23 protein-coding genes are annotated in these 24,620 nt (G+C 66.8%); 9 read left to right on the forward strand and 14 right to left on the reverse strand.

Annotation, left to right across the window (positions count from 1 at the left end; all coding sequences use genetic code 11):
* Window positions 1-5: 5 nt before the first annotated feature.
* A complete protein-coding gene (locus tag WFQ67_RS03900; protein ID WP_337056226.1) occupies window positions 6-644 on the reverse strand; it encodes an FMN-dependent NADH-azoreductase in 639 nt (212 codons plus the stop codon).
* 137 nt (window positions 645-781) lie between these two features.
* Here WFQ67_RS03900 and WFQ67_RS03905 point away from each other — a divergent pair, with 137 nt between their 5' ends.
* From WFQ67_RS03905 to dctM, 4 genes are all read left to right on the forward strand, one after another.
* On the forward strand, window positions 782-1,678 hold the full coding sequence (locus tag WFQ67_RS03905) for a LysR substrate-binding domain-containing protein (protein WP_213625764.1): 897 nt from the start codon (window positions 782-784) through the stop codon (window positions 1,676-1,678).
* Window positions 1,679-1,995: 317 nt separating this feature from the next.
* On the forward strand, window positions 1,996-2,991 hold the full coding sequence (gene dctP, locus WFQ67_RS03910; protein WP_213625765.1) for a C4-dicarboxylate TRAP substrate-binding protein DctP: 996 nt from the start codon (window positions 1,996-1,998) through the stop codon (window positions 2,989-2,991).
* A gap of 61 nt (window positions 2,992-3,052) precedes the next feature.
* On the forward strand, window positions 3,053-3,685 hold the full coding sequence (locus WFQ67_RS03915; RefSeq protein ID WP_213625766.1) for a TRAP transporter small permease: 633 nt from the start codon (window positions 3,053-3,055) through the stop codon (window positions 3,683-3,685).
* On the forward strand, window positions 3,682-4,965 hold the full coding sequence (dctM, locus tag WFQ67_RS03920) for a C4-dicarboxylate TRAP transporter large permease protein DctM (protein WP_213625767.1): 1,284 nt from the start codon (window positions 3,682-3,684) through the stop codon (window positions 4,963-4,965). Before WFQ67_RS03915 ends, dctM begins: the two co-directional genes overlap by 4 nt.
* A 464-nt stretch (window positions 4,966-5,429) precedes the next feature.
* Here the strand turns inward: dctM and putP are convergent, their stop codons facing one another.
* From putP to WFQ67_RS03950, 6 genes are all read right to left on the reverse strand, one after another.
* The gene (gene putP / locus WFQ67_RS03925) at window positions 5,430-6,923 is read right to left on the reverse strand and encodes a sodium/proline symporter PutP (protein WP_337056227.1); all 1,494 of its coding nucleotides are present in this window, start codon (window positions 6,921-6,923) and stop codon (window positions 5,430-5,432) included.
* Window positions 6,924-7,329: 406 nt separating this feature from the next.
* Window positions 7,330-7,752, reverse strand: coding sequence for a group I truncated hemoglobin (locus tag WFQ67_RS03930; RefSeq protein WP_213625769.1), 423 nt, complete (start codon window positions 7,750-7,752; stop codon window positions 7,330-7,332).
* Between the two features lies 1 nt (window position 7,753).
* A complete protein-coding gene (locus WFQ67_RS03935; protein ID WP_337056228.1) occupies window positions 7,754-8,608 on the reverse strand; it encodes a DUF3034 family protein in 855 nt (284 codons plus the stop codon).
* A gap of 2 nt (window positions 8,609-8,610) precedes the next feature.
* Window positions 8,611-10,947, reverse strand: a complete 2,337-nt coding sequence (locus WFQ67_RS03940; protein ID WP_337056229.1) for a putative bifunctional diguanylate cyclase/phosphodiesterase — start codon at window positions 10,945-10,947, stop codon at window positions 8,611-8,613.
* Entirely contained in the window at window positions 10,934-11,620 is a 687-nt protein-coding gene (locus WFQ67_RS03945; protein ID WP_244862927.1) for a methylamine utilization protein, read from the reverse strand. Before WFQ67_RS03945 ends, WFQ67_RS03940 begins: the two co-directional genes overlap by 14 nt.
* 141 nt (window positions 11,621-11,761) lie before the next feature.
* Entirely contained in the window at window positions 11,762-12,514 is a 753-nt protein-coding gene (locus WFQ67_RS03950; protein ID WP_213625772.1) for an AraC family transcriptional regulator, read from the reverse strand.
* A gap of 167 nt (window positions 12,515-12,681) precedes the next feature.
* Here WFQ67_RS03950 and lon point away from each other — a divergent pair, with 167 nt between their 5' ends.
* Window positions 12,682-15,081: an endopeptidase La gene (gene lon, locus WFQ67_RS03955; protein WP_213625773.1), complete on the forward strand. Its 2,400-nt coding sequence runs from the start codon at window positions 12,682-12,684 to the stop codon at window positions 15,079-15,081.
* A gap of 71 nt (window positions 15,082-15,152) precedes the next feature.
* Window positions 15,153-15,551, forward strand: coding sequence for a protease inhibitor I42 family protein (locus tag WFQ67_RS03960; protein ID WP_173172108.1), 399 nt, complete (start codon window positions 15,153-15,155; stop codon window positions 15,549-15,551).
* Between the two features lie 71 nt (window positions 15,552-15,622).
* On the opposite strand, the gene WFQ67_RS03965 is transcribed toward WFQ67_RS03960, so the two are convergent.
* On the reverse strand, window positions 15,623-17,320 hold the full coding sequence (locus WFQ67_RS03965) for a sensor domain-containing diguanylate cyclase (RefSeq protein WP_337056230.1): 1,698 nt from the start codon (window positions 17,318-17,320) through the stop codon (window positions 15,623-15,625).
* A 177-nt stretch (window positions 17,321-17,497) separates the two neighbouring features.
* On the opposite strand from WFQ67_RS03965, the gene WFQ67_RS03970 reads away from it, so the two are divergent.
* Genes WFQ67_RS03970 through cmoB form a run of 3 tightly spaced genes read left to right on the forward strand, consistent with a single transcriptional unit; the run spans window position 17,498 to window position 19,933 of the window.
* Window positions 17,498-18,139, forward strand: coding sequence for a lysoplasmalogenase (locus WFQ67_RS03970; RefSeq protein ID WP_337056231.1), 642 nt, complete (start codon window positions 17,498-17,500; stop codon window positions 18,137-18,139).
* A gap of 52 nt (window positions 18,140-18,191) precedes the next feature.
* Window positions 18,192-18,968 (forward strand): carboxy-S-adenosyl-L-methionine synthase CmoA, encoded by a 777-nt coding sequence (cmoA, locus tag WFQ67_RS03975; RefSeq protein WP_337056232.1) that lies wholly within the window; start codon window positions 18,192-18,194, stop codon window positions 18,966-18,968.
* Window positions 18,965-19,933, forward strand: coding sequence for a tRNA 5-methoxyuridine(34)/uridine 5-oxyacetic acid(34) synthase CmoB (gene cmoB, locus WFQ67_RS03980; protein ID WP_337056233.1), 969 nt, complete (start codon window positions 18,965-18,967; stop codon window positions 19,931-19,933). Before cmoA ends, cmoB begins: the two co-directional genes overlap by 4 nt.
* A 310-nt stretch (window positions 19,934-20,243) precedes the next feature.
* On the opposite strand, the gene pdxJ is transcribed toward cmoB, so the two are convergent.
* The 6 genes from pdxJ to lepB form a co-directional block, all read right to left on the reverse strand.
* Window positions 20,244-21,002 carry a pyridoxine 5'-phosphate synthase gene (gene pdxJ / locus WFQ67_RS03985; protein WP_213625778.1) on the reverse strand — a complete coding sequence of 253 codons (759 nt, stop codon included), beginning with the start codon at window positions 21,000-21,002 and terminating at the stop codon, window positions 20,244-20,246.
* Complete coding sequence (recO, locus tag WFQ67_RS03990; protein ID WP_173172095.1) at window positions 20,995-21,693, reverse strand: DNA repair protein RecO; 699 nt, start codon at window positions 21,691-21,693, stop codon at window positions 20,995-20,997. Before recO ends, pdxJ begins: the two co-directional genes overlap by 8 nt.
* A gap of 3 nt (window positions 21,694-21,696) precedes the next feature.
* Window positions 21,697-22,599 (reverse strand): GTPase Era, encoded by a 903-nt coding sequence (gene era, locus WFQ67_RS03995; RefSeq protein ID WP_111260519.1) that lies wholly within the window; start codon window positions 22,597-22,599, stop codon window positions 21,697-21,699.
* Window positions 22,592-23,281, reverse strand: coding sequence for a ribonuclease III (gene rnc, locus WFQ67_RS04000; protein ID WP_111260518.1), 690 nt, complete (start codon window positions 23,279-23,281; stop codon window positions 22,592-22,594). Before rnc ends, era begins: the two co-directional genes overlap by 8 nt.
* On the reverse strand, window positions 23,278-23,655 hold the full coding sequence (locus tag WFQ67_RS04005; RefSeq protein ID WP_213625779.1) for a DUF4845 domain-containing protein: 378 nt from the start codon (window positions 23,653-23,655) through the stop codon (window positions 23,278-23,280). The genes rnc and WFQ67_RS04005 overlap by 4 nt, the downstream gene beginning before the upstream one ends.
* A gap of 110 nt (window positions 23,656-23,765) precedes the next feature.
* A complete protein-coding gene (lepB, locus tag WFQ67_RS04010; RefSeq protein ID WP_111260516.1) occupies window positions 23,766-24,620 on the reverse strand; it encodes a signal peptidase I in 855 nt (284 codons plus the stop codon).

The raw sequence follows: 24,620 nt of genomic DNA on the forward strand, positions 1-24,620 counted from the left end.
CCTCCTCAGAAGACCTCGGCCAGTTCCACCAGGGCGCGCTCGGCACGCTGGTAGGACTGCTGGAAGGCGTCGCCGCCGAACTCGTCGTTCTCCACCGCCACCACGCTGACGTCGGTGATGCCGATGTAGCTCAGCACGTCGCGCAGGTAGGTGTCGGCGTGGTTCATGTGGGCGTTGACGCCGCCGGGGCCGTAGCCGTGGTCGCCACGGGTGGTGATGATCAGCGCCTTGCGCCCCAGCACCAGCGGCGTGTAGGGGTTGCCCGGGCGGCTCGGGTCGAAGTCGAAGGTGCGGCGGATGCGCACGATCTGGTCGACCCAGGCCTTGACCCCGCTGGGCACGCCGAAGTTGTACATGGGCGCGGCGATCACCAGGCGGTCGGCGGCGAACAGCTCGTCCACCAGCAGGTCGCTGAGGGCCAGGTCGGCCTTCATCACCTCGGTGCGCTGCTCGGGTTCGGGGTGGAAGGCGGCGGCGATCCAGCCTTCGGTGACCGCCGGGATGGGCGAGCGGCCGACTTCGCGGCGCACCACCTGGCGGTCGGCGTCCCGGCCCTGCCAGGCGGTGAGGAAAGCCTCCTGCAGGCGCCGCGAGTGGGAACGCTCGCCACGGGGGCTGCCCTGGATGGAAAGAATACGGCTCATCTGTAGCTCCTGCTTCCGGTTGTCTTCATCAAGCCGGTGACCGGCCTGAACACAGGAACTAAGCTAGGGCCAGCCGTATTTCCGGACAAATGACCCTTAGTTCACCAGGATGAATCCATTTCATCCGTGGAGCCCAGATGTTCGCCAACCTGCCCCTGACCGCCCTGCGCACCTTCGAGTCCGCCGCCCGCCTGCTGAGCTTCAAGGCCGCCGCCGAGGAGCTGGCGGTGACGCCGACGGCGGTGTCCCACCAGATCCGCAGCCTGGAAGGCTGGCTCGGTGTGCCGCTGTTCGAGCGCCTGCCCCGCAGCGTGCGCCTGACCGACTGTGGCCAGCAGCTGTTCGGCAGCCTGCACGGGGCGCTGCTGGACGTGACCCAGACCCTCGACCAGTTGCGCCCGCAACGCAGCGGCGGCCAGTTGACCCTCTCCACCACGCCGGCCTTCGCCGCGCTCTGGCTGATTCCCCGGCTGGGGCGCTTCTACGCCGCCCACCCGGCCATCAGCCTGCGCCTGGACACCCGCAATACCCTGGTGGACCTGCACCAGGACGCCAGTGTCGACCTGGTGATCCGCTACGGCACCACGCACTACCCCAGCCTGCACAGCCAGTGCCTGCTCGACGAGTGCTTCGGCGTCTACGGCGCCCCGGCCCTGGTCGCCAGCCTGGGCAGGGCGGTGCCGACGCTGATCACCATCCGCTGGCACAACGCGCAGCTCTATGAACTGGGCTGGAAGGCCTGGTGCCAGGCCGCCGGTGAGGAGCACCTGCTGGAAACCGCGGCGCAACGCGAATACGCGGAGGAGCACTACGCCCTGCAAGCCGCCATCGCCGGCCAGGGGCTGGTGCTGGCGAGCTCCATCCTGGTCTCCGAGAGCGTCGCCAACGGCCTGCTGGTGCCCTACCGGCCGGAGATCAGCGTCGAGGGCGCGGGCTATTCCACCCTCTGCGTCCCCGGCCGCGAGCGGCACCCACCGGTGAAGGCGTTCTTCGACTGGTTGAGCCGCGAATGCGGTTCGATACGGCCGCACTGACCCCGCTTGCACGGGCGGCCACGGCAGGCGCCGGACACGGCGGATTTCCGCCACCAAATCGCGACAGATGGGCGGTTTTTCGCCATTTCCAACCCGCCCGGTTTCGCGGCCAAACGCCTCGAGGCCCGAGCCTCCGGCCCTACCCGCGCGTCTGGTACGGGACTTGCCATCGGATCGCCAGCGAGCCGACAAGAACAAGACTGGCCGTGATCCGGGTACTGACCGCTTTCCCTCTGGCCAGCGCCTAGACTTGCTCTTGTCAGCCGTAGTAGCGCTCCCCGCGCATGGATCTGCTTACAACTACAAGAGGAAGTCCCATGTTCAAACCCACGTTAAAAGCGCTCGCCTGCGCACTCGCCCTGGGTGCCGCCAGCCTGGCGCACGCTGCCGACCCCATCGTCATCAAGTTCTCCCACGTCGTCGCCGAACACACGCCCAAGGGCCAGGGCGCGCTGCTGTTCAAGAAGCTCGCGGAGGAGCGCCTGGCCGGCAAGGTCAAGGTCGAGGTCTACCCGAACTCCTCGCTCTTCGGCGACGGCAAGGAAATGGAGGCGCTGCTGCTGGGCGACGTGCAGATGATCGCGCCGTCGCTGGCCAAGTTCGAGCAGTACACCAAGCAGGTGCAGCTGTTCGACCTGCCCTTCCTGTTCAACGACATCCAGGCCGTCGACCGCTTCCAGCTCAGCCCCGAGGGCCAGGGCCTGCTGAAGTCCATGGAAAGCAAGAACATCACCGGGCTGGGCTACTGGCACAACGGCATGAAGCAGCTCTCGGCCAACAAGCCCCTGCGCGAACCCAAGGACGCGCGCGGCCTGAAGTTCCGCGTGCAGGCCTCCGCCGTGCTCGAGGAGCAGTTCAAGGCCGTGCGCGCCAACCCGCGCAAGATGAGCTTCGCCGAGGTCTACCAGGGCCTGCAGACCGGCGTGGTCAACGGCGCCGAGAACCCCTGGTCGAACATCTACTCGCAGAAGATGCATGAAGTGCAGAAGTACATCACCGAGTCCAACCACGGTGTGCTCGACTACATGCTGATCACCAACACCAAGTTCTGGAACGGCCTGCCGCCGGATGTGCGCAGCGAGCTGGAGAAGATCACCCAGGAAGTCACCGCCGAGGTGAACAAGCAGGCCGAGGCCCTCAACCAGGGCGACAAGCAGCGCATCATCGAGGCCAAGACCAGCGAGATCATCGAGCTCACCCCCGAGCAGCGCAACGAGTGGCGCGACGCGATGAAGCCGGTGTGGAAGAAGTTCGAAGGCGAGATCGGCGCCGACCTGATCAAGGCAGCCGAAGCGGCCAACCAGGCCCAGTAAACGCCGGCCGGCGCGGGCCCACCGCGCCGGCACCGCTTCCATAGCTCGGGAGACGCCATCCATGAACACCCTAAGGCGCGTCTGGGACCACTTCGAGGAAGGCTTCATCGCCTTCCTCCTGGCGGCCATGACGCTGGTCACCTTCGTCTACGTGATCCTCAACAACCTCTACACCCTGTTCTACAGCCTCGCCGACCGCTGGGAGGGCGCGAGCGAGCGGCTCTTCGCCATCGGCGACAGCATCATGGGCATGGCCCAGGCCATGACCTGGAGCACCTCGCTGACCAAGGCCCTGTTCGCCTGGCTGATCTTCTTCGGCCTCTCCTATGGCGTGCGCACCGCCGGCCACATCGGCGTCGACGCCCTGGTCAGGCTCACCCCTCGCAAGGTCCAACGCATCATCGGCGTCATCGCCTGCCTCTGCTGCCTGGCCTACGCCGGCCTGCTGGGCGTGGCCAGCTTCGAGTGGGTGCAGACCCTGTTCACCGCCGCCATCGGCGCGGAAGACCTCGGCCACTACGGCGTCATGCAATGGCATATCGCGCTTATCGTGCCGCTCGGCTTCGCCATGGTGTTCATCCGCTACGGCGAAATCCTCGTGCGCCTGCTGCAGAACCGGCAGACCGGGCTCGGCCTGGCCGACGAAGCTGCCGATGCGCTGAAACTCACCGAGCACGAGGAAGGCAAGCAATGACCATCCTGTTCCTCTTCCTGCTGCTGTTCCTGCTGATGTTCATCGGCGTGCCCATCGCCATTTCCCTGGGCCTGGCGGGCTCGGTGACCATCATGCTGTTCAGCCCCGACTCGGTGCGCTCGCTGGCGATCAAGCTGTTCGAGACCTCCGAGCACTACACCCTGCTGGCCATCCCCTTCTTCCTGCTGGCCGGCGCCTTCATGACCACCGGCGGCGTGGCCAAGCGCCTGATCGACTTCGCCAACGCCTGCGTCGGCCACATCCGTGGCGGCCTCGCCATCGCGGCGGTGCTGGCGTGCATGCTGTTCGCCGCACTCTCGGGCTCCAGCCCCGCCACGGTGGCCGCGGTGGGCTCCATCGCCATCGCCGGCATGGTGCGCTCCGGCTACCCGCAGGCGTTCGGCGCCGGCATCGTGTGCAACGCCGGCACCCTGGGCATCCTCATCCCGCCGTCCATCGTGATGGTGGTCTACGCCGCCGCCACCGAAACCTCGGTGGGCAAGCTGTTCATGGCCGGCGTCGTCCCCGGCCTGCTGCTGGGCGTGGTGCTGATGGTGGCGATCTACATCATCGCGGTGAAGAAGAACCTGCCGGCGATGCCCCGCGCCACCTTCCGCGAATGGCTCAGCGCCGCGCGCAAGGCGATCTGGGGCCTGCTGCTGATGGTGATCATCCTCGGCGGCATCTACTCCGGCATGTTCACCCCCACCGAGGCCGCTGCCGTGGCCGCCGTCTATTCGGCCTTCATCGCCCTGTTCGTCTACAAGGACATGAAGCTCAGCGAGGCGCCGAAGGTGCTGCTGGAGTCGGGCAAGCTGTCGATCATGCTGATGTTCATCATCGCCAACGCCATGCTCTTCGCCCACGTGCTGACCACCGAGCAACTGCCCCAGCAGATCACCGCCTGGGTCATCGAAGCGGGGCTCACCCCCTTCATGTTCCTGCTCATGGTCAACATCGTGCTGCTGGTGGCCGGCGCCTTCATGGAGCCCTCGGCGATCATCCTGATCCTCGCGCCCATCCTCTTCCCCATCGCCATGAAGCTGGGCATCGACCCGATCCACCTCGGCATCATCATGGTCGTGAACATGGAGATCGGCCTGATCACCCCGCCCGTGGGGCTCAACCTGTTCGTCACCTCCGCGGTGACGGGCATGCCGCTCACCTCCACAATCCGCGCCGCCATGCCCTGGCTGATGATCCTGCTGGTCTTCCTGCTGTTCATCACCTACGTGCCCTGGATCTCCCTGGCACTGCCCACCTGGCTGGGCATGAACTGATCATCCGCGATACGACCAGGCCCGGCCCTGTGCCGGGCCCTTCCCTTCCACAACGTGCAACTCGCCCCGCCTCAGTGGGGCGGGGATCTCTGCGGGCATAAAAAAGTCCCTGTCTGCGTCATCTGTTGCGGGCTCAACGAACAAGCTCAAGCACGTTGCCTTCAGGGCATTCATGGCTCCCTGCCATGCCCACCGCGTGGGTTTCGCTTCGCTCTACGCCACCCTACGGAAACCGCTTCGCCCCGAGCGTGATTCGCACATCGATGATCAAGCGAGGGACTCGCCTGGGGAGGGGCGAAACCGGAAGCCCCAACGGAACTCTGCAATCGGCTGAACTGGAAATCTCCCAGCAACACCTGATGCAGACACCGCTAAAAAAAACGGCCCAGGTCCGAGGACGAGGGCCGTTGAAGCACTATCAAACTCTTCGCTGCCCGGGCTCTGCGGCCCGGGCGCTCTAGGCATCAGGCGCTGGCGTCCTGGTATTCCTTCTCGGCTTCGTCGAAGCGCTTGATCATCGCGGCGGAGGGGCCGTTGCCGATGCGGCTGAAGATCAGGATGCCGAGGGTGGCGAGGATGAAGCCCGGGATGATTTCGTACAGGCCGGTCCAGCCGAGGAGGTTCTTCCACAGGATCACGGTGACGGCGCCCAGCATCATGCCCGCCAGGGCACCGTTGCGGGTCATGCCCTTCCACACCAGGGAGAGGATCACCACCGGGCCGAAGGCGGCACCGAAGCCGGCCCAGGCGTAGGACACCAGGCCCAGCACCTTGCTCTCGGGGTTGGAGGCGATGGCGATGGCGATCACGGCCACCAGCAGCACCATGGCGCGGCCGACCCAGACCAGTTCGTTCTGGCTGGCGTTCTTGCGGAAGAAGGCCTTGTAGAAGTCTTCGGTCAGGGCACTGGAGCACACCAGCAGCTGGCAGCTCAGGGTGGACATCACGGCCGCCAGGATGGCGGACAGCAGCACGCCGGCAACCCAGGGGTTGAACAGCAGCTTGGCCAGTTCGATGAACACGCGCTCGGGGTTGGCGGTGACCGGGCCGGCCACTTCCGGGTGAGCGGAGAAGTAGGCGATGCCGAAGAAGCCGACGGCGACCGCGCCGCCCAGGCAGGCGATCATCCAGGTCATGGAGATGCGGCGGGCGTTGGGGATGGACTTCACCGAATCGGCGGCCATGAAGCGCGCCAGGATGTGCGGCTGGCCGAAGTAGCCCAGGCCCCAGGCCATCAGCGAGATCACGCCGATGAAGGTGGCGCCCTTGAGCATGTCGAAGTGGGCGGCGTCCTGCAGCTCGATGGCAGCGAAGGTCGGCTCGATGCCGCCGTTGATCATCATCACCACGACGGGGGTGAGGATCAGGGCGAAGATCATCAGGGTCGCCTGCACGGTGTCGGTCCAGCTCACCGCCAGGAAGCCACCGACGAAGGTGTAGGCGATGGTGGCGGCGGCACCGGCCCACAGCGCCGTCTCGTAGGACAGGCCGAAGGTGCTTTCGAAGAGGCGGGCGCCGGCGACGATGCCGGAGGCGCAGTAGATGGTGAAGAACACCAGGATCACCACGGCGGAGAAGATGCGCAGTACGCGGCTGTTGTCTTCGAAGCGGTTGGTGAAGAAGTCCGGCAGGGTCAGGGCGTTGCCGTTGTGCTCGGTCTGCACGCGCAGGCGGCCGGCCACCAGCAGCCAGTTCAGGTAGGCACCGACGATCAGGCCGATGGCGATCCAGGCCTCGGACAGGCCGGAGAGGTAGATGGCGCCCGGCAGGCCCATCAGCAGCCAGCCGCTCATGTCGGAAGCGCCGGCCGACAGCGCGGTGACGAAGCTGCCGAGGCTGCGGCCACCGAGGATGTAGTCGGAGAGGTTGTTGGTGGAACGATAGGCAACGAAGCCGATCAGAACCATGGCAGCGATATAGATCACGAAGGTGATCAGCATCGGGTTGCTCATACTCATTGGGGGTCTCCCCTGTCGTTTGTTGTTATTGAGACGGGACGGGTATTCCGCATCTCTCTGGTTGGCATTTGGCAGTTGCTCGGGGCGACTACCGATTGGTTTGCAGGCCCGGCGCAACCCATGGGGTGCAACCTCTGCCCGTAGTCGGTGCTCAGGCGTCAGGCCTCGCCGCAGGACGAGACGCCAAGCCATCCGGACTGCACCGGGTCTTCCTGGTCCGGTCTGGCTACGTCGGATCGCCTCCCGGTCAAGTGTCGACCCGGGCGCGCGAAAGGGACAGCGGAATGTAGAGAGCGCAGGCCGCCTTTTCTTTCGAAAAGCTCCGGAGTTATTGCCAAATCCTCCGACTGTCCGACAAGAGGGGCAACCCGGTTGCACCTAAAGGTGCAACCACCGCTCTGCAATGCTACCTGTGGATGACCTGACCGCGCATCGGGGCGAGGCGCGCGAGTAGGCGATTCTGCGTGCGGCTGGCGATCCCCTCGGCATCCATGGCGTCCTGCAGGTTCTCGACCAGGGCGTTGAAGTCGCTTTCGGTGAGCTGCTGGCCCTTGTGGCTCTCCTCCATGCTGTCGCCGGTGTACCGGCAGGGGCCGCCGGCCTCGACGCAGAACTGCTCCACCAGCTTGTCGCGCAGGCGTTCGATGTCGATGTTGCGGAAGTGCTCGACGATGCGCGGGTCCCTGGCGATGTTCAGCAACATGCCTTCGACGATGCGGGTGATGCCGGCCTTGCCACCCAGGTCCTGGTAGAGGCTGTCGTCCCTGGGCGGCTGCTGGGCACAGGCGGCCACCAGGACCAGGGCGGCGGCGATGAGCAGGCGGCGCATGTCAGAAGCTCCCCTGCACGGACAGGTAGACGCCGTCCTGGTGGTCGAGGGTGGCGATCTCGCCGAGGCGCGCATAGGCCAGCACCACCGCCAGGTTCTTGTTGGGGAAGTAGCCGATGAACAGGTCCGCCCAGTCGCTTTCACCCGCGAAGCTCAGGTTGTCGGGCTTTTCCCGATATTCGATGCCAACGGCCCAGTGGCGGTCGGGCAGCACGGCGATGGCGCCTTCCTTGAGCAGCGAGCGCTCGTCGCGCCGGTCACCGCCGAAGCCCAGCAGGCCCAGTTCGTTGGCCCGGCTGTAGCGCAGCCCGCCATTGAGCAGCAGGTTGTAGCCGAAGGCGCCGCCGAGGATGAGGCGACTGACGGCGAGGTAGCCCTCGGTGTCTTCGTCGCGCCGGGCGCCCACCAGGGAGGGGATGAGGAAGTCCTTCTGCCGCTTGTATTGCAGGCCCAGGGACACCTGCGGCAGCGGGTCGTAGATCAGGTCGCCGAACAGCCGCACCTTGAGCCCGACCACATCCTGACTGAGGGTGTTCTCCGGCAACGACAGGTCGCGGGCCAGGGTGCCGAGGTCGAAGCGCTGGCGGGCGTAGGACAGCTCCAAGCGGTTGTCCCAGGAGGCGGCCACCCCGGCGGCGTCGAGGCGGTAGTCGCCGGTCTCGACACGGGTGGCGAAGGCCGTGGCGCCCCACTCGCCCTTCTCGCCATAGCCGGCCAGCACCGCCCAGGGGGTGATGCCGCCGCCGGCGGAGCCTTCGATGCTGGTGGCGCCGCCGGTGGCCAGCAGGCGCCCCTCGCCGGCGATCGCAACCGCGGGCAGGGACAGGGCTATGAGCAGGACGAGGTATCGGTTCATGGTCAGTGCACCGCGGCGACGGGTGAGCGCAGTGGCTGGGCGATCCAGGCCTCGAAGGCGCTGGCCGACAGCGGCCGGCTGATCAGGTAGCCCTGGGCGGTGTCGCAGCGCCAGCGTTCGAGCAGGCGCAGGCTGTGGGCATGCTCGACGCCCTCGGCGACCACCTTGAGGCCGAGGCTGTGGCTCATCTCGATGGTGGAGCGAACGATCACCGCGTCCTCGCTGGTCTCGTCCAGCTCGCGGATGAAGGACTGGTCGATCTTCAACTCCTGCACCGGCATGCTCTTGAGCTGCGCGAGGGAGGAGTAGCCGGTGCCGAAATCGTCCACCGACAGGCTGATGCCCAGGTCGCGCAGGCCGTCGAGCACACGGAGCGCCTGCACGGGGTCGGCCATGACCGCGCTTTCGGTGATCTCGAAGACCACCTGCCCGGGGTGCACACGGTAGTTGCGCAGCAGCGCCGACACCCGCTCGACCAGGTCGCGGCTCATCAGGTCGTCGGCGGAGATGTTCAGCGAGACCTGCAGATCGAGCCCCCGCCCCGCCCATTCCTGGAGCTGGCGCAGCACTTCTTCGATGACCCAGGCGGTGAGCGACTGGATGCTGCCGGTGCGCTCGGCCAGCGGGATGAATTCCCCGGGCGAGACCATGCCCAGGTGCCGGTGCTGCCAGCGCAGCAGCGCCTCGGCCTGGAGCACCCGGCCTTCGGCGATGTCGAGCTTGGGCTGGTAGTGCAGCACCAGCTCGCCGCGCCCGGCGGCATGGCGCAGGTCGCGGATCAGCACCACCTGGCGTTGCTGGGCGTCGTCACGGCCCTGCTGGTAGAGCTGCAGGTGGCCGGGCGCCTGGGCGGCGTCCTGCATGGCGATGCTGGCGCGACGCAGCAATTCGTCCGGCGCGCCGCCGTCGGCGGGGTAACAGGCGATACCGATGCGTGAGTCGATGGCGACGTCGAGGCTGCCGATGCGCAGGGGCTTGATCAGCAGTTGCTGGAGCTTGTCCGCCGCGGCCACCGCGCTGTCGCGGTCGGCCCCCCCGAGCAGCAGCAAGAACTCGTCGGCGACCAGCCGCGCCAGGCTGTCGCCGGGTCGCAGGGTCGCTTGCAGGCGTCGGCAGATCTGCTGCAGGGCGAAGTCGCCACCGCCGGGGCCGCAGGTTTCGTTGACCGAACGGAAATTGCCGATGCCCAGGTGCAGCAGTGCGGTGGGACGCTCGGAGGTGATGGCACTGCCCAGCCGGTCGAGTGCCAGGGTGCGGTTGGGCAGACCGGTGAGCGGATCGTGCAGGGCGTTGTGGGCAAGCTGGCGCTCGCGCTCGGCGATATCCTCGCGCATGCGGTTGATCGCGCCGGCCAGTTGCCCGAGCTCGTCGGAGCGATCCAGTTCGATGACGCTCTGGTAGTCGCCTTCGCCGATGCGCCGGGTGGCGAGGGCTAGTTGCCTTACCGGTTGCGATACGCTGCGGGCCAGCAGCAACGCGCCGGCGAGGGAGCCGAGCAGCGCGCAGAGGGCGATCAGCAGGATGTCCCGATCCAGAGGTGCGAAGGCCTGCTGTGCCTGCTCCAGGGATTTGTGCAGTAGCAGCAGCACCTGGTAGTCCGAGCCACTGGACAGCACCATGCGACGATCCATGTAGCGCCGTTCGCCGATGCGCAGGATGTCGCCATCGCTGGCCTTGATCTCGCCCCTGAGCTCCTGCTCGATGTCGCCCGACAAGGTGCTGAGCCAGATGTCCGGCTTGCCCGCCTGCGTCGCCACCAGGCTCATGTCGAGGTGGGTGAGTTCACGCATCTCGCTGGCGAAGTCGGCGTCCAGGCGGAAGCCCATCACCACGCGAGCGATGGGTATGGGCGCGGTGACATTGGCCTCTACCAGCAAGTAGATATCGTCGTCGATGGGTTGCAGGAGGCCCTGCCCGCCGTTGCGCTGGTGCTCCTGCATCAGTTCGGCGAGGCGCGCGGAAGAGTCGCTGCCGAGCCGCTCGGCGGTGGAGACCTGCAGCTTGCCATCCATGCCCAGGAGCATCACCGCGCCGGCGTTGATGCGGGCACCGGAGTTGCCCAGGGCGGAGCGAATGGTTTGCTCGTCACCACTGGCGACGGCTTCCTTAAAGCCGAAGTCGGCCGCCAGCACCTGGACGGCGTCGTGCAACTGGCGACTGCGCAACTCCAGCAGGCGGACGAACACCCGTCCGCCGATGTCCAGCTCCTCGCGCGCCTGGGCCTGCACGGCGGCGCCGGTGGCGGCCTTGAAGGCGAAGTACAACGCGCCGACCACCACCAGCAGGAGCAGGATGAGTACGCAGGCGATGCGCGCCTGGAAGCTGTTACTGAGCCTCACCCGTGGCCCTCTTGAATGCGTCGCCGAAGCCCTTTTCCGCCGGTGCCGGGGGTTGTGCGGCGGGCGCGCCCTGCAGCGTCAGCGGGAACCGCTGCTTAAGGCCCGTGGCCGTGATCTCGATCTCCCCCGCCGCGACCGGCAGCATGCCGGCGACCTGGGGGTGCCACAGGCTGGCGACATAGCGCCCCGGTGGCAGGTCGAGACTGAGACGGCCGGCATCATCGCTGACGACGAAGAAGGGATCGTCGGTGATGTACACGTAGCCGAGCATCCAGTCATGGATGTTGCAGCCGAGCACCACCACGCCGGGCTTGTCGAACACCACGGGCGTAGACGGCGTGCCCTGGTAGAGGCGCAGCTCGAAGCGCTTGGCAGGTGAGAAGGAGTAGACGTGGTGGCGGATGTTGTCGCTGTTGGGGAAGCTCACCGCGGTGCCGGTATGCACAGCCAGCACGTAGGGGGCGAATTGCTTGTCGCGCTGGTCCATCACGCCCGTGTCGGGGATGGCGGCGCTGCCCGAAGGACCCTTCAGGCTGAGCACCGCATTGCCCAGGGGCTGGCCATGGCCGTCGACCACCTCGCCCTGCAGGGTCGCCGCCGAGAGTGTGCCGCCCAGGCAGCACAAAAGACCGATCAGGCCCACCCCGGGGGCCCATGGAGTGACGCGCAGCATGTCGTCTTCCACCCTTTCAACGGCCGGCGGGGGCCGGCTCGTGCGCCATGCCCCTGGCCTGTGCGAACCAGTTGGATTGCAGATTAGCTGATCGGCGGAACTTCACGCGGCCGGCGGAAGCAACTGGCCATCACCTTCGCTTCAGTGGCCGCTGCGCAGGCGCCGGGGGGTGAGGCCGAGGTAGCGGCGCATGGCGTTGGTCAGTGCGCTCTGGCTGGAAAAGCCGCATTCCTCGGCGATGCGCACCAGCGCCAGGTCGCTTTCGCGCAGCAGCCTGGCGGCGCGATCGAGGCGGGTCTTGAGCAGGTACTGGTGGGGACTCAGGCCCACGCTGTCCTTGAACTGGGCATGGAAATGGCTGGGACTGAGGCAGGCGACCTGGGCCAGTTCGGCGACGCTGATGCGCCGCGCCAGGTTCTGTCGGATGTGCTCATCGAGGGGTTCGAGGTCGAGCCCACCGACCGGGCGCCGGGGCGAGTCGCCGAACAGGCGCAGATGCAGCGCCCGCAGCAGCACGCCGCCCAGTGAGCGGGCGAGGATCGGGTCGCTGCCGTAGCGCGCCAGCTCGGCGCCGGCGTAGCTCAGGAGGTTCTGGAAATCGGCGTCCAGCTCGGGGTAGCGCGGGGTCTCGAACAGGCGCACGAGCAGTTCGCGGTCTTCGCTGCTGGTGCCCTGCTCGTCCAGGTCGAGGATCAGCATGCGGTTCTCGCCCATGCCGGCGAACTGGTGTTCGGCATCCCCCGGCACCAGGCAGGCGCGCATGCGGCAGACCTCGCCGCCCCGGCCGTTCACCTCGAACTCGGCGCGGCCAGCCAGGGACATCACCAGTTGGTGATGACCGTGGGCGTGGGCGTGGGCCTGTTCATCGAGGCGCAGGAGGCGGGCAACTAGCATGGCGGGTCGTGGTCAGAATTTGCGCATTTTAGGCAAGTGGCCAGCCGTTGCCCAGCACCGCCGGGCAGCACGAGGGCGACCCACGCGCTTGAAAAGCCCGCGATACAGCCCCATCTGCCTCACATGCCCCGACCACACGCCTTCAATTCCCAGCTACCAGGTGCCCAATGAGCGATCAGGACATCAACGCCGATCTGGTCGAAGAAGCGACCGCCCCGCACAGCACAGGCCTGGTCCTGCCCGGACAGACATTGCCGGACACGGTCTACATCATTCCCATCCACAACCGCCCGTTCTTCCCGGCCCAGGTGTTGCCGGTGATCGTCAACGAGGAGCCCTGGGCCGAGACCCTGGAACTGGTGGCCAAGACCGACCATCACTGCCTGGCGCTGTTCTTCATGGAGAACCCGCCGGAGGACCCGCGCCACTTCGACCCGTCCACCCTGCCGGAACACGGCACCCTGGTGCGCGTGCACCACGCCAGCCGCGAGGGCGGCAAGCTGCAGTTCGTCGCCCAGGGCCTGTCGCGGGTGCGCATCCGGGGCTGGCTCAAGCGCCATCGCCCGCCCTACCTGGTGGAGGTGGACTACCCACGCAACCCGGCGGACCAGCGCGACGAGGTGAAGGCCTACGGGATGGCGCTGATCAACGCCATCAAGGAGCTGCTGCCGCTCAACCCGCTGTACAGCGAGGAGCTGAAGAACTACCTCAACCGCTTCAGTCCCAACGACCCCTCGCCGCTCACCGACTTCGCCGCCGCGCTGACCAGCGCCCCGGCCAGGGAGCTGCAGGAGGTGCTGGACACGGTGCCGGTGCTCAAGCGCATGGAGAAGGTGCTGCCGCTGTTGCGCAAGGAAGTGGAGGTGGCGCGCCTGCAGAGCGAGCTCTCCGCCGAGGTGAACCGTAAGATCGGCCAGCACCAGCGCGAGTTCTTCCTCAAGGAGCAGCTGAAGATCATCCAGCAGGAGCTGGGCATCACCAAGGACGACCGCAGCGCCGACGCCGAGCAGTTCCAGCAGCGCCTGGCGGGCAAGGTCCTGCCGGAGCAGGCGAAGAAGCGCATAGACGAGGAGCTGAACAAGCTGTCGATCCTCGAGACCGGCTCGCCGGAATATGCGGTGACGCGCAACTACCTGGACTGGGCCACGAGCGTGCCCTGGGGCGTGTACGGCAAGGACAAGCTCGACCTCGGCCATGCGCGCAAGGTGCTCGATGCGCACCACGCGGGGCTCGACGACATCAAGAACCGCATCCTCGAATTCCTCGCCGTCGGCGCCTTCAAGGGCGAGATCGCCGGCTCCATCGTGCTGCTGGTGGGCCCGCCCGGCGTGGGCAAGACCAGCATCGGCAAGTCCATCGCCGAATCCCTGGGGCGCCCCTTCTACCGCTTCAGCGTCGGCGGCATGCGTGACGAGGCCGAGATCAAGGGCCACCGCCGCACCTACATCGGCGCCCTGCCCGGCAAGCTGGTGCAGGCGCTGAAGGAAGTGGAGGTGATGAACCCGGTGATCATGCTCGACGAGATCGACAAGCTCGGCGCCAGCTACCAGGGCGACCCGGCGTCGGCGTTGCTGGAGACGCTGGACCCGGAGCAGAACGTCGAGTTCCTCGACCACTACCTGGACCTGCGCATGGACCTGTCCAAGGTGCTGTTCGTGTGCACGGCCAATACCCTGGACTCCATCCCCGGGCCCCTGCTGGACCGCATGGAGGTGATCCGCCTGTCCGGCTACATCACCGAGGAGAAGCACGCCATCGCCAAGCGCCACCTGTGGCCACGCCTGCTGGAGCGCACCGGGGTGCCGAAGGAGCGCCTGTCGATCACCGACGGCGCGCTGACCGCGGTGATCGAGGGCTACGCCCGCGAGGCCGGGGTGCGCCAGCTGGAGAAGCAGCTGGGCAAGATCATCCGCAAGTCGGTGGTCAGGCTGCTGGAGGACCCGGCGACCAGGATCAAGGTCGCGCAGAAGGACCTGGAACCCTTCCTCGGCATGCCGCCGTTCCGCAAGGAGCAGCTGCTCTCGGGCACCGGCGTGATCACCGGGCTGGCCTGGACCAGCATGGGCGGCGCCACGCTGCCGATCGAGGCGACGCGCATCCATACGCTGAACCGCGGTTTCAAGCTCACCGGCCAGTTGGGCGAGGTGATGAAGGAGTCGGCCGAGATCGCCTACAGCTACATCAGTTCGAACCTGAAGAAGTTCGGGGGCGACGCCGGCTTCTTCGACCAGGCCTTCGTCCACCTCCACGTACCGGAAGGCGCCACGCCCAAGGATGGCCCCAGCGCCGGCATCACCATGGCCAGCGCCCTGCTCTCCCTGGCCCGCGACCAGGCACCGAAGAAGGGCGTGGCCATGACCGGCGAGCTGACCCTCACCGGCCAGGTGCTACCCATCGGCGGGGTGCGCGAGAAAGTGATCGCCGCGCGGCGACAGAAGATCTTCGAACTGGTCATCCCTGAGGCCAACCGCGGCTCCTACGAGGAATTGCCGGACTACCTGCGCGAGGGCATGACGGTGCATTTCGCCCGACGCTTCTCCGATGTGGCCAGGGTGCTCTTCGGCTGATCCCTGCGGTGCCTACCCAGGGGCCGGAGCAGCGGATATGCTGCTCCGGCCCTTGAACGACGGAGCCGTCCATGAAACCTGCCCGCCTTCCCCGCCTGCTGCTGCCCGCCGCCCTGGTGCTGCTGGCCGCGTGCGCCCACGAATCCACCAGCCTGGTGGTGCAGAAACAGAGCAGTTGCCCCATCGAGCTGGACAAGGGCCAGTTGCTGGTCCTGACCCTGCCGAGCAATCCCACCACGGGTTTCCGCTGGGTGGTGAAGGACGCCGCGCCAGGCGTGCTGCGCAGCCTCGGCCCTGAGGTGTACGACACGCCGGAGGAAGCCGGCCTGGTGGGCGGCGCCGGCGAGTCCACCTGGCGCTTCAACGCCGCGCAGAGCGGCGAAGGCCGCCTGCTGCTGGTCTACCAGCGCCCCTGGGAAGCCGACGTAGCGCCGGAGCAGACCTTCGATTGCAAGGTCAGCGTCGACTGACCGCGAGGGCCCGCGACCTGGCGGGCCCTGCAGGCGAAACACTCACAATCCCACGATGCCCACCGCCGGGCCTAGGACTCGGCGGTGATGCTGTGCTGGCCGCGCAAGCCCTGGTACAGGCACAGCTGGTTGCGGCCGGCGCGCTTGGCCTGGTACAGCGCACTGTCGGCAGCGTGCAGCAGCGCATCGGCACCTTCGCCATCGGCGGGGAAGCAAGCCAGGCCCAGGGAAATGGCGATGGGCCCCAGGGGCTGGCCGCCGTAGCGGATCTGCAGGCGCGTGACCCCGAGACGGAGCGCCTCGCAGCGATCGATGGCATCTTCGAGGCTGATCTCCGGCATCACCAGGGCGAACTCCTCGCCGCCGTAGCGGCAGGCCAGGTCGCTGGAGCGCACGTGGCGCTTCATTTCGAGCGCCAGGTGGCGCAGGACGAGGTCGCCTGCTTCGTGCCCGAAGGTGTCGTTGAAGCGCTTGAAGTGGTCCACATCCAGCAGGACGACGATCACCGGTGACTGCTTGCGACCGGCACGCAGCAGTTCGCGGCGCAGGGTCTCGTCGAGGAAGCGGCGGTTGTGCAGGCCGGTCAGGGCGTCCATCACCGACTGCTGGCGCAGGCTCTCACGCAGGCTGAGGTTGGCCACGCCCAGGGACACCTGCTCGGCGAAGGCTTCGGCCAGCTCCAGGTCGGCGCCCCCGCCGCACAGGGTCATCACCCCCAGGGGTTCGCCCTGGGCCATCAGGGGCACGCAGAGCGACCCGTTCCGGGCCAGGTGACGTTCGTGCAGGTGCGGGCAGACCAGGTCCTTGTCCACGTCCAGCACCAGGTGGCTCTGCCCGCGACGGATGGCCCAGCAGTCGTCGGGCTCGAACAGCTCGACGCTGCCGGCCTCCCAGCCGCCCCAGCGGCCGGCTTCTTCGAGTACGTCCCGCGAGGGGTGGTAGAGGTGCAGGCAACCGTCGCTCTGCGGGAACAGCTGGCCGGCGAAGCGGCTGATGATGCCGAAGCACTCGTCGAACTCGTTCACCGAATGCAGGGCACCGGCCATGCGGCTCAACAAAGATATCTGGTGGTTGCGCAGCTCCACACGCTGCATGCCCAGGCTCAGTTGTTCGCTGAGCATGTCCTGGGCGAGACGGGCTTCACGTCCCTCGCGCAGCATGCGGAAGGTGAAGTGGAAAAGCAGCGCGATCACCAGCAGGTCCAGCAGGGTGATCAGCCCCAGCATCGCCATCCCGGCCCAGCCACGCCACTCGATTTCCTGCTTGGCCAGCAGCACGCGCTGCTCGACCACGCCCTGCATTTCGCCGAGGCGCAGGCGGATCGCATCCATCAGTTGCTTGCCCTTGCCGGTGCCGATCAGCTCGCTGGCGGCGGCCAGTCCTTCGCTGCGACGCAGCTCGATGACCCGGGCGAAGAAGGTGCGCTGCTCGGCAATCAGGCCGAAGAGTATCTGCAGGTCATCGAACAGTTCGTCGCCAGCCAAGGTGACCCGGAAGCGCGCCATGTCCTTGTCGACATCGCCGTAGCCCTGGTAGAGCGGTGTCAGGTAGTCGTCGCGGCCGGTCAAGGCGAATCCGCGCTGGCCGGTTTCGCCATCCTTGAGGGACGAAAGGAGGTCGGCCAGCTCACGCCCCATGTGTTCATGCCGCTCCAGCTGGCGCTCGGCGCCGCCGACCCAGCGGGTTGTGGCCAGCGGCAGCACGATATTCAGGACCAGCATGCCGATCGCCAGCAGGAATCCGGCCTGCAGGCGCGTCACCGTCTTCATCACTTCGTTGTCCTCGTGGCGGGTTGCGTTTTTCAGTCTAGCGGCGCAATCGGCGACTGCCCCTGGCGTTTTGCGCCTGGAGCCCGATCGTGGCGATGCGCACAGTGGTCCGAGGCTGCCAAGGCCACCGCGAGTCGCCGGAAGGCGGCCGCGCACCAACCATTCAAGGAGTTTCCCATGCAGTGGCTGTTGATCGGGCTGGCCGGCGCGCTGGCCTACCTCTACGGCGATGCCAACGACCTGGCCACGCTGTGCCTGTGGACCAAGCCGGTGCCCATCCTCGCCCTCCTCGCCTGGCTGTTGCGCAGCGCCGCACCCGGCCGCTATCGACACTGGGTCGCAGTGGGCCTGCTGCTGTGCCTGGCCGGCGACATGCTCCTGCAATGGTCGCCGGACTTCTTCGTCTTCGGCCTGGCGGCCTTCCTGCTCGGCCACCTGGCCTATATCGGCGCCTACCTGTCCGACACCCGGCACCTGGCGCCCCTGGCGCTGCTGCTGGCGGTGCTGTTCGGTGCCGGAATGTTCGCGTCGCTGGCCCGTGGCGGCCTCGGCGGCCTGCTGGTGCCGGTGGCGCTCTATGCCCTGACCATCAGCGCGATGCTCTGGCGCGCCCTGGCCCGCCTGGGCACCCGCGGGCCGGGGCGGCGTTCGGTGCGGGTCGCGGCGCTGGGGGCGCTGTGCTTCGTGGTCTCGGACAGCCTGCTGGGGATCAATCGCTTCGTGACGCCCTTCGACGCGGCCGGGCTGGCCATCATGCTCACCTACTGGCTGGGGCAACTGGGCATCGTCGCCTCGGCGGTGCTGCACGGGCGACGCTGATTTTCGACCGATCGGCACGCCGGGATTCTGGCCGGGCGCGGTCTTGGCTAGAATGCCGGCCTTTCCACCAGCTGGTACCGGCCCCGTGAAGCACAACCCCGATCGCATCTACGCCACGCCTCAGGCACAAGTCACCGACTTCGCGTTCAACGAGGACGTGGTCAAGGTGTTCCCGGACATGATCAAGCGCTCGGTGCCGGGCTACCCGACCATCGTCGAGAACATCGGCGTGCTGGCCGCCCGCTTCGCGCAACCCAATACCCGCCTGTACGACCTCGGCGCCTCCCTCGGCGCGGTGACCCAGGCCCTGCGCCGCCACGTGCGCAGCGAAGGCTGCCGGGTGCTGGCCGTGGACAACTCCGCGGCGATGGTCGAGCGCTGCCGCGAATACCTGCATGCCCAGGACTCGATGTACCAGGAGCTGCTGCCGGTGGAAGTCCTGGAGGCCGACATCCTCGCCCTGGACTTCGAGCCCGCCTCCCTGGTGGCGATGAACTTCACCCTGCAGTTCGTCGCCCGCGAGGACCGCCAGGCCCTGCTGGCGCGCATCCGCCAGGCGCTGCTGCCAGGTGGCGCGCTGATCCTCTCAGAGAAACTGCGCTTCAACGACGCGGCGGAGCACGAGTTGCTCACCGACCTGCACATCGACTTCAAGCGTGCCAACGGCTACAGCGAGCTGGAAATCGCCCAGAAACGCAGCGCCCTGGAGAACGTGATGCGCCCGGACAGCCTGGAGGAACACCGCGAGCGCCTGCTGGCGGCCGGTTTCTCCCGCGTGGTGCCCTGGTTCCAGTGCCTCAACTTCGCTTCGCTGATCGCCCTGCCATGATCCGTACGCTCGACCTCGACGCCCTGCAGCAGACGCTGATGGGCACCCCGCTGCAGGACTGGGCCGCCGACCTGCCCGCCCAACTCGACGCCAAGCTGGCCGTCGGCCACGGTGACCTGGCGCGCTGGGGCGCGGCGGTGGAGGCCCTGCCTGCGCTGATCCCGACCAGCGTGGAACTGGCCCGGCGCTTCGCCCTCGACGGCCCCTGCGACGACGCCACCCGTGCCACGCTGAAGACGGCCCTGCAAGGGCTGATCCCCTGGCGCAAGGGGCCCTTCGAGCTATTCGGCGTGCACGTCGACACCGAATGGCGCTCGGACTGGAAATGGACACGGGTCTCGCCGCACCTCGACCTGCGCGGCAAGCGCGTGCTGGATGTGGGCTGCGGCAATGGCTACTACCAGTGGCGCATGCTCGGCGCCGGTGCCGAGAGCGTGGTGGGTATCGACCCCAACTGGCTGTTCTTCTGCCAGTTCCTGGCGATGAAGCGCTTCCTGCCGGACCTGCCCGCCTGGCACCTGCCCCTGGCCCTGGAAGAGCTGCCGGCCAGGCTGGAGGGCTTCGACACGGTGTTCTCCATGGGCGTGCTCTATCACCGTCGCTCCCCCATCGACCACCTGTTCGACCTCAAGGACTGCCTGGTGCGTGGCGGCGAGCTGGTGCTGGAAACCCTGGTGGTGGAAGGCGACGCCCAGCAGGTGCTGGTGCCCGAGGACCGCTATGCGCAGATGCGCAACGTGTGGTTCCTGCCATCGGTGCCGGCGCTGGAACTGTGGCTGCGCCGCGCCGGCTTCGTCGATGTGCGCTGCGTGGACGTCAGCGTCACCAGCGTCGAAGAGCAGCGCAGCACCGAGTGGATGCGCTTCCAGTCACTGCCCGAGTTCCTCGACCCCGCCGACCACAGCCGCACGATCGAGGGGCTCCCTGCCCCGGCACGGGCGGTGGTGGTCGCGAGGAAGCCGTAGCTGCAAGCTGCAAGCTGCAAGCTGCAAGCTGCAAGCTGCAAGCTGCAAGCTGCAAGCTGCAAAAGCCTGGGGGATCGACGGAAGTCGTCAACGCCCGGACTTATTTATTTTCACGGCCCGGGCGTAGGGTGGACCACGCTTCACCGGTCCACCATTTCGGAGTGATATCGAACCGCGACCGCGTGGATTTCGCTCCGTTCTACCCACCCTGCGGACTGCAAGCCGCAAGCGCATGAGTAGCGGCTGAGCCCTTACCCGATAACGGAGCCGCCCCAACAAACGAAGCTCCGTCCAAACGCGGATGCAGCCCTTATCTTGCGGCTTGAGGCTTGCCGCTTGCCGCTTGGATCAGTCCCTTCATCTCCACCACCGCCTGCTTGAAGCCGACGAACAGCGCGTGTGCCACCAGGGCGTGGCCGATGTTCAGTTCGTTGATGCCGGGGATGGCGGCCACCGGCTCGACGTTGTGGTAGTGCAGGCCATGGCCGGCATTGACCACCAGGCCCAGCTTCAGGCCCAGGGCCACGCCTTCACGGATGCGCTGCAGCTCACGGGCGGCCTCTTCAGGGGTGTGGGCGTCGGCATAGCGGCCGGTGTGCAGCTCGATGGCCGGGGCACCGACGCGATGGGACGCTTCGATCTGCGCCGGGTCGGCGTCGATGAACAGGGAGACTTCACTGCCCAGGCGCGCCAGGCGCTCGACCGCGGCCTTGATCCGCGCTTCCTGCCCGGCGACATCGAGACCGCCTTCGGTGGTCAGTTCCTGGCGGGTCTCCGGGACCAGGCAGACATGTTCGGGGCGGATTTCCTCGGCGAAGGCGAGCATGTCCTCGGTCACGCCCATCTCGAAGTTCATGCGGGTCTGCATGACCTCCTTGAGTACGCGCACGTCGCGTTCCTGGATGTGCCGGCGATCCTCGCGCAGGTGCACGGTGATGCCGTCGGCGCCTGCCTCCTCGGCATCCAGGGCGGCCTTCACCGGGTCCGGATAGCGGGTGCCACGGGCCTGGCGCAGGGTGGCGACGTGGTCGATGTTGACGCCGAGCAGAACACGGTTGGCTTCAGTCACGGGAAGGTTCCTTGATCGTCATGAAGAGTTCGCGGCTGGCCAGTGGCCGTCCGCCGAGATGGGGCGCCAGGGCCTGGCGCATCAGGCGCTTGGCCGCAGCAAGGGCGCCGGGGGCACTCCAGTCGGCCTCGGCCAGGGCCAGCAGCTCGGCGCCCTGGAACAGGCCGGGCTGCAACTGCCCGACGGGCTCCAGGCCGGCGTCGGGCAGCAGGCGGTAGATGCCACTGGCGAGGATGGGCGCGCCGCTGAGGTCCAGGTCCAGCGCGAAACCATAGCCCAGCTCGTCCAGCAGGCGCCATTCGAAGGCGCGCAGCAGCGGCTCCAGCGGTCGGCCGGCGGCCAGGGCCTGGAGGGTGGCGGCATAGTGCTCGAACAGCGCGGGGTGCGGCGCTTCGGCAGGCAGCAGGCGGATGGTCAGTTCATTGAGGTAGAGGCCGCTGAAAAGGGCCTCGCCGGTGAGGAAGTGGGGGATGCCGGCACCTTCCAGACGCCCCACGTTCTTCAGGTCGCCGCGGCCGCGGAATTCGACCTCCAGCGGCACGAAGGGCCGGGCCAGGGTCCCGGCCTTGCCCCGCGCCCCCCGCAGGACGGCGCGCAGGCGCCCTTCCGGGGTGAGGAAATCCACCAGTGCGCTGCTTTCGCGGTAGGCCCTGCTATGCAGCACGAAGGCCGGTTGCGCACAGGTCTGCATCGGTTACTGGTCGTTGTAGCCCAGGGAACGCAGGGCACGCTCGTCGTCGGACCAGCCGCCCTTCACCTTGACCCAGAGGTTGAGCATGACCTTGGAGTCGAACAGCACCTCCATGTCCTTGCGCGCCTCCTGGCCGATGCGTTTGATGCGCTCGCCACCGTCGCCGATGATGATTTTCTTCTGGCCGTCGCGCTCCACCAGGATCAGCGCGTGGATATGGAGGATGCGGCCTTCCTGCTTGAACTCCTCGATCTCGACGGTGATCTGGTAGGGCAGTTCGGCACCCAGCTGGCGCATGATCTTCTCGCGCACGAGTTCGGCGGCGAGGAAGCGGCTGCTGCGGTCGGTGATCTGGTCCTCGGGGAAGAAGTGCTCGCCCTCGGGCAGGCGCTCGGCGACCAGGCGCTCGAGGGTGTCGAGGTTGTGCCCCTGCTGGGCGGAGATGGGCACCACCTCGGCGTTGGGCAGTTGCTCCTGGAGCCAGGCCAGGTGCGGCATCAGGTCGGCCTTGTCATCCAGGCGGTCGGTCTTGTTGATGGCCAGGATCACCGGGCCCTGGACGTACTGGACGCGTTCGAGCACCAGTTGGTCCTCGTCGGTCCAACGGTTGCGGTCCACCACGAAGATCACTACGTCGACGTCCTTGAGGGCGGCCGAGGCGGTCTTGTTCATGTAGCGGTTGAGCGCCTTCTCGTTGTTCTTGTGCAGGCCGGGGGTGTCGACGTAGACGGCCTGGACCTCGCCCTCGGTCTTGATGCCGAGCATGTTGTGGCGGGTGGTCTGGGGCTTGCGCGAGGTGATCGCGAGCTTCTGCCCGAGGATGTGGTTGAGCAGCGTGGACTTGCCGACGTTGGGACGCCCGACGATAGCCACGTAGCCGCAGCGCGGGTTGTTCGATTCAGTCATGGCCGTTCTCCACGCCCAGGGCCACCAGTGCCGCCGCCGCCGCCACCTGTTCGGCGATGCGTCGGCTGGCACCTTGGCCTCGGGTCTTGTCATTCAGCAGGGCAACTTCGCACTCGACGAAGAAGGTGCGGCAATGGGGCTCGCCCTGGATATCCACCACTTCATAGCGGGGCAGTTCGCAGGCCCGCGACTGGAGGAATTCCTGCAGGCGGGTCTTGGGGTCCTTGTTGGTATCGACCAGCGTCAGGCCTTCCAACTCGTTGTGCAGCCAGGCCAGCACGCGCTCGCGCGCGCAATCCATGCCGGCATCGAGGTAGATGGCCCCGATCAGCGCTTCCAGCGCATCGGCGAGAATGGACTCGCGGCGGAAACCACCGCTCTTCAGCTCGCCGGAGCCCAGGCGCAGGTATTCGCCCAGCTCGAAGCCCCTGGCCAGCAGTGCCAGGGTCTCGCCCTTGACCAGGCGGGCGCGCAGGCGCGAGAGCTGGCCTTCACGCGCCTGGGGGAAACGCTCGTAGAGCGCCTCGCCGGCGACGAAGTTGAGGATGGCATCACCGAGGAACTCCAGGCGCTCGTTGTTGCGCCCGGCGAAGCTGCGATGGGTCAGGGCCAGGGTCATCAGACCCTGGTCCTGGAAGGTGTAGCCGAGCTGACGCTCGAGACGGCTGAGGGATACGCTCACGGGACTCGCACACGGAATTCTTTGTCGAAGTGCACCACCAGGTCGAGGTTCTCGATCAGCGGCTCGCGTTTTTCGTATTTCAGCGTGGCATAGAAGTCGTTGTTCTCGACCTTGACCTGCAGGGCCTTCTCCAGATCGATGTCGCGGATGCTGTTGACCATCATGCCCTTGCGCACGTAGTCCAGGAAATCGCGCGGCGTGGATATGGCCTGACCTTTCTCGTTCTCAACGGACTTGATGAGCTTCTCGAGCGCGTAGTAATCCATGTAGTGCGGAATGATCTTGAAGGCGGTACTGGCCAGGAACGCCACGATGGCCAGGACAACCAGCCAGCCCAGTATCGACAAGCCCCTCTGCGAATGCGCAAACGTCATGATGACCTCATTGTCAGTGTTGTTATGCGGGCCGGCTGGCCCGTTGCAAGACTATATATAGCGGGCGGCGCTGCGTTGAACAGCGCCGCAAAAGCGAAAGTCGGCAAGCCTCAGTGAATGAGGCCTACGCGGGAGAAGTTGGGCAGGTTGTTCATCTTCGGGTCCGGCCAGCTCATCCACACGGCGAAGGCCTTGCCGACGATGTTGCGGTCAGGAACCATGCCGAGCAGGTCCTTGGGAATGTTGGGGTCGTTCCAGTAGCGACTGTCGTTCGAGTTGTCGCGGTTGTCGCCCATCATGAAGTAATGCCCTTGCGGCACCACCCATTCCTTGCCCGGCTCCATGCGGTAGCGCTTCATTTCCTTGCGGATCAGGTGCTCGGCCTCGCCCAGCTTCTCCTCGTAGAGACGGGAGCTGCCCAGGGTGCCGGGCTCGTCGCCGACCAGTTTCTCGGCCACCTGCTCGCCATTGACGGTCAGGCGCTTGTCGCTGCTGTAGGCGATGCGGTCGCCCGGCAGGCCGACCACGCGCTTGATGTAGTTGATGTTCGGGTCGCTGGGGTAGCGGAACACCATGACATCACCGCGCTGCGGGTCGCCGACTTCGATCACCTTGGTGTCCACCACCGGCAGGCGTATGCCGTAGGCGAACTTGTTGACCAGGATGAAATCCCCTACTTCCAGGGTCGGTTTCATCGACCCGGACGGAATCTGGAAGGGCTCGACCAGGAACGACCGCAGCACCAGCACGATGGCCAGCACCGGGAAGAAGGACTTGCCGTATTCCACCAGCAAGGGCTCCTTGTCGAGCTTTTCCATCACCTCCGGGTCGGGCTCGCTGACTTGCCCCTGGTAGGCGGCAATCGCGGAGCGCCGGCGCGGAGCCAGCAGAACCAGATCGATGAGAGCGAGCACGCCGCAGACAGCCACGGCGAGAACCAACAGAAGCGGGAAATTGATCGACAT

It is taken from the genome of Pseudomonas sp. USHLN015 (assembly GCF_037153275.1).
GTDB lineage: Bacteria > Pseudomonadota > Gammaproteobacteria > Pseudomonadales > Pseudomonadaceae > Metapseudomonas > Metapseudomonas tohonis.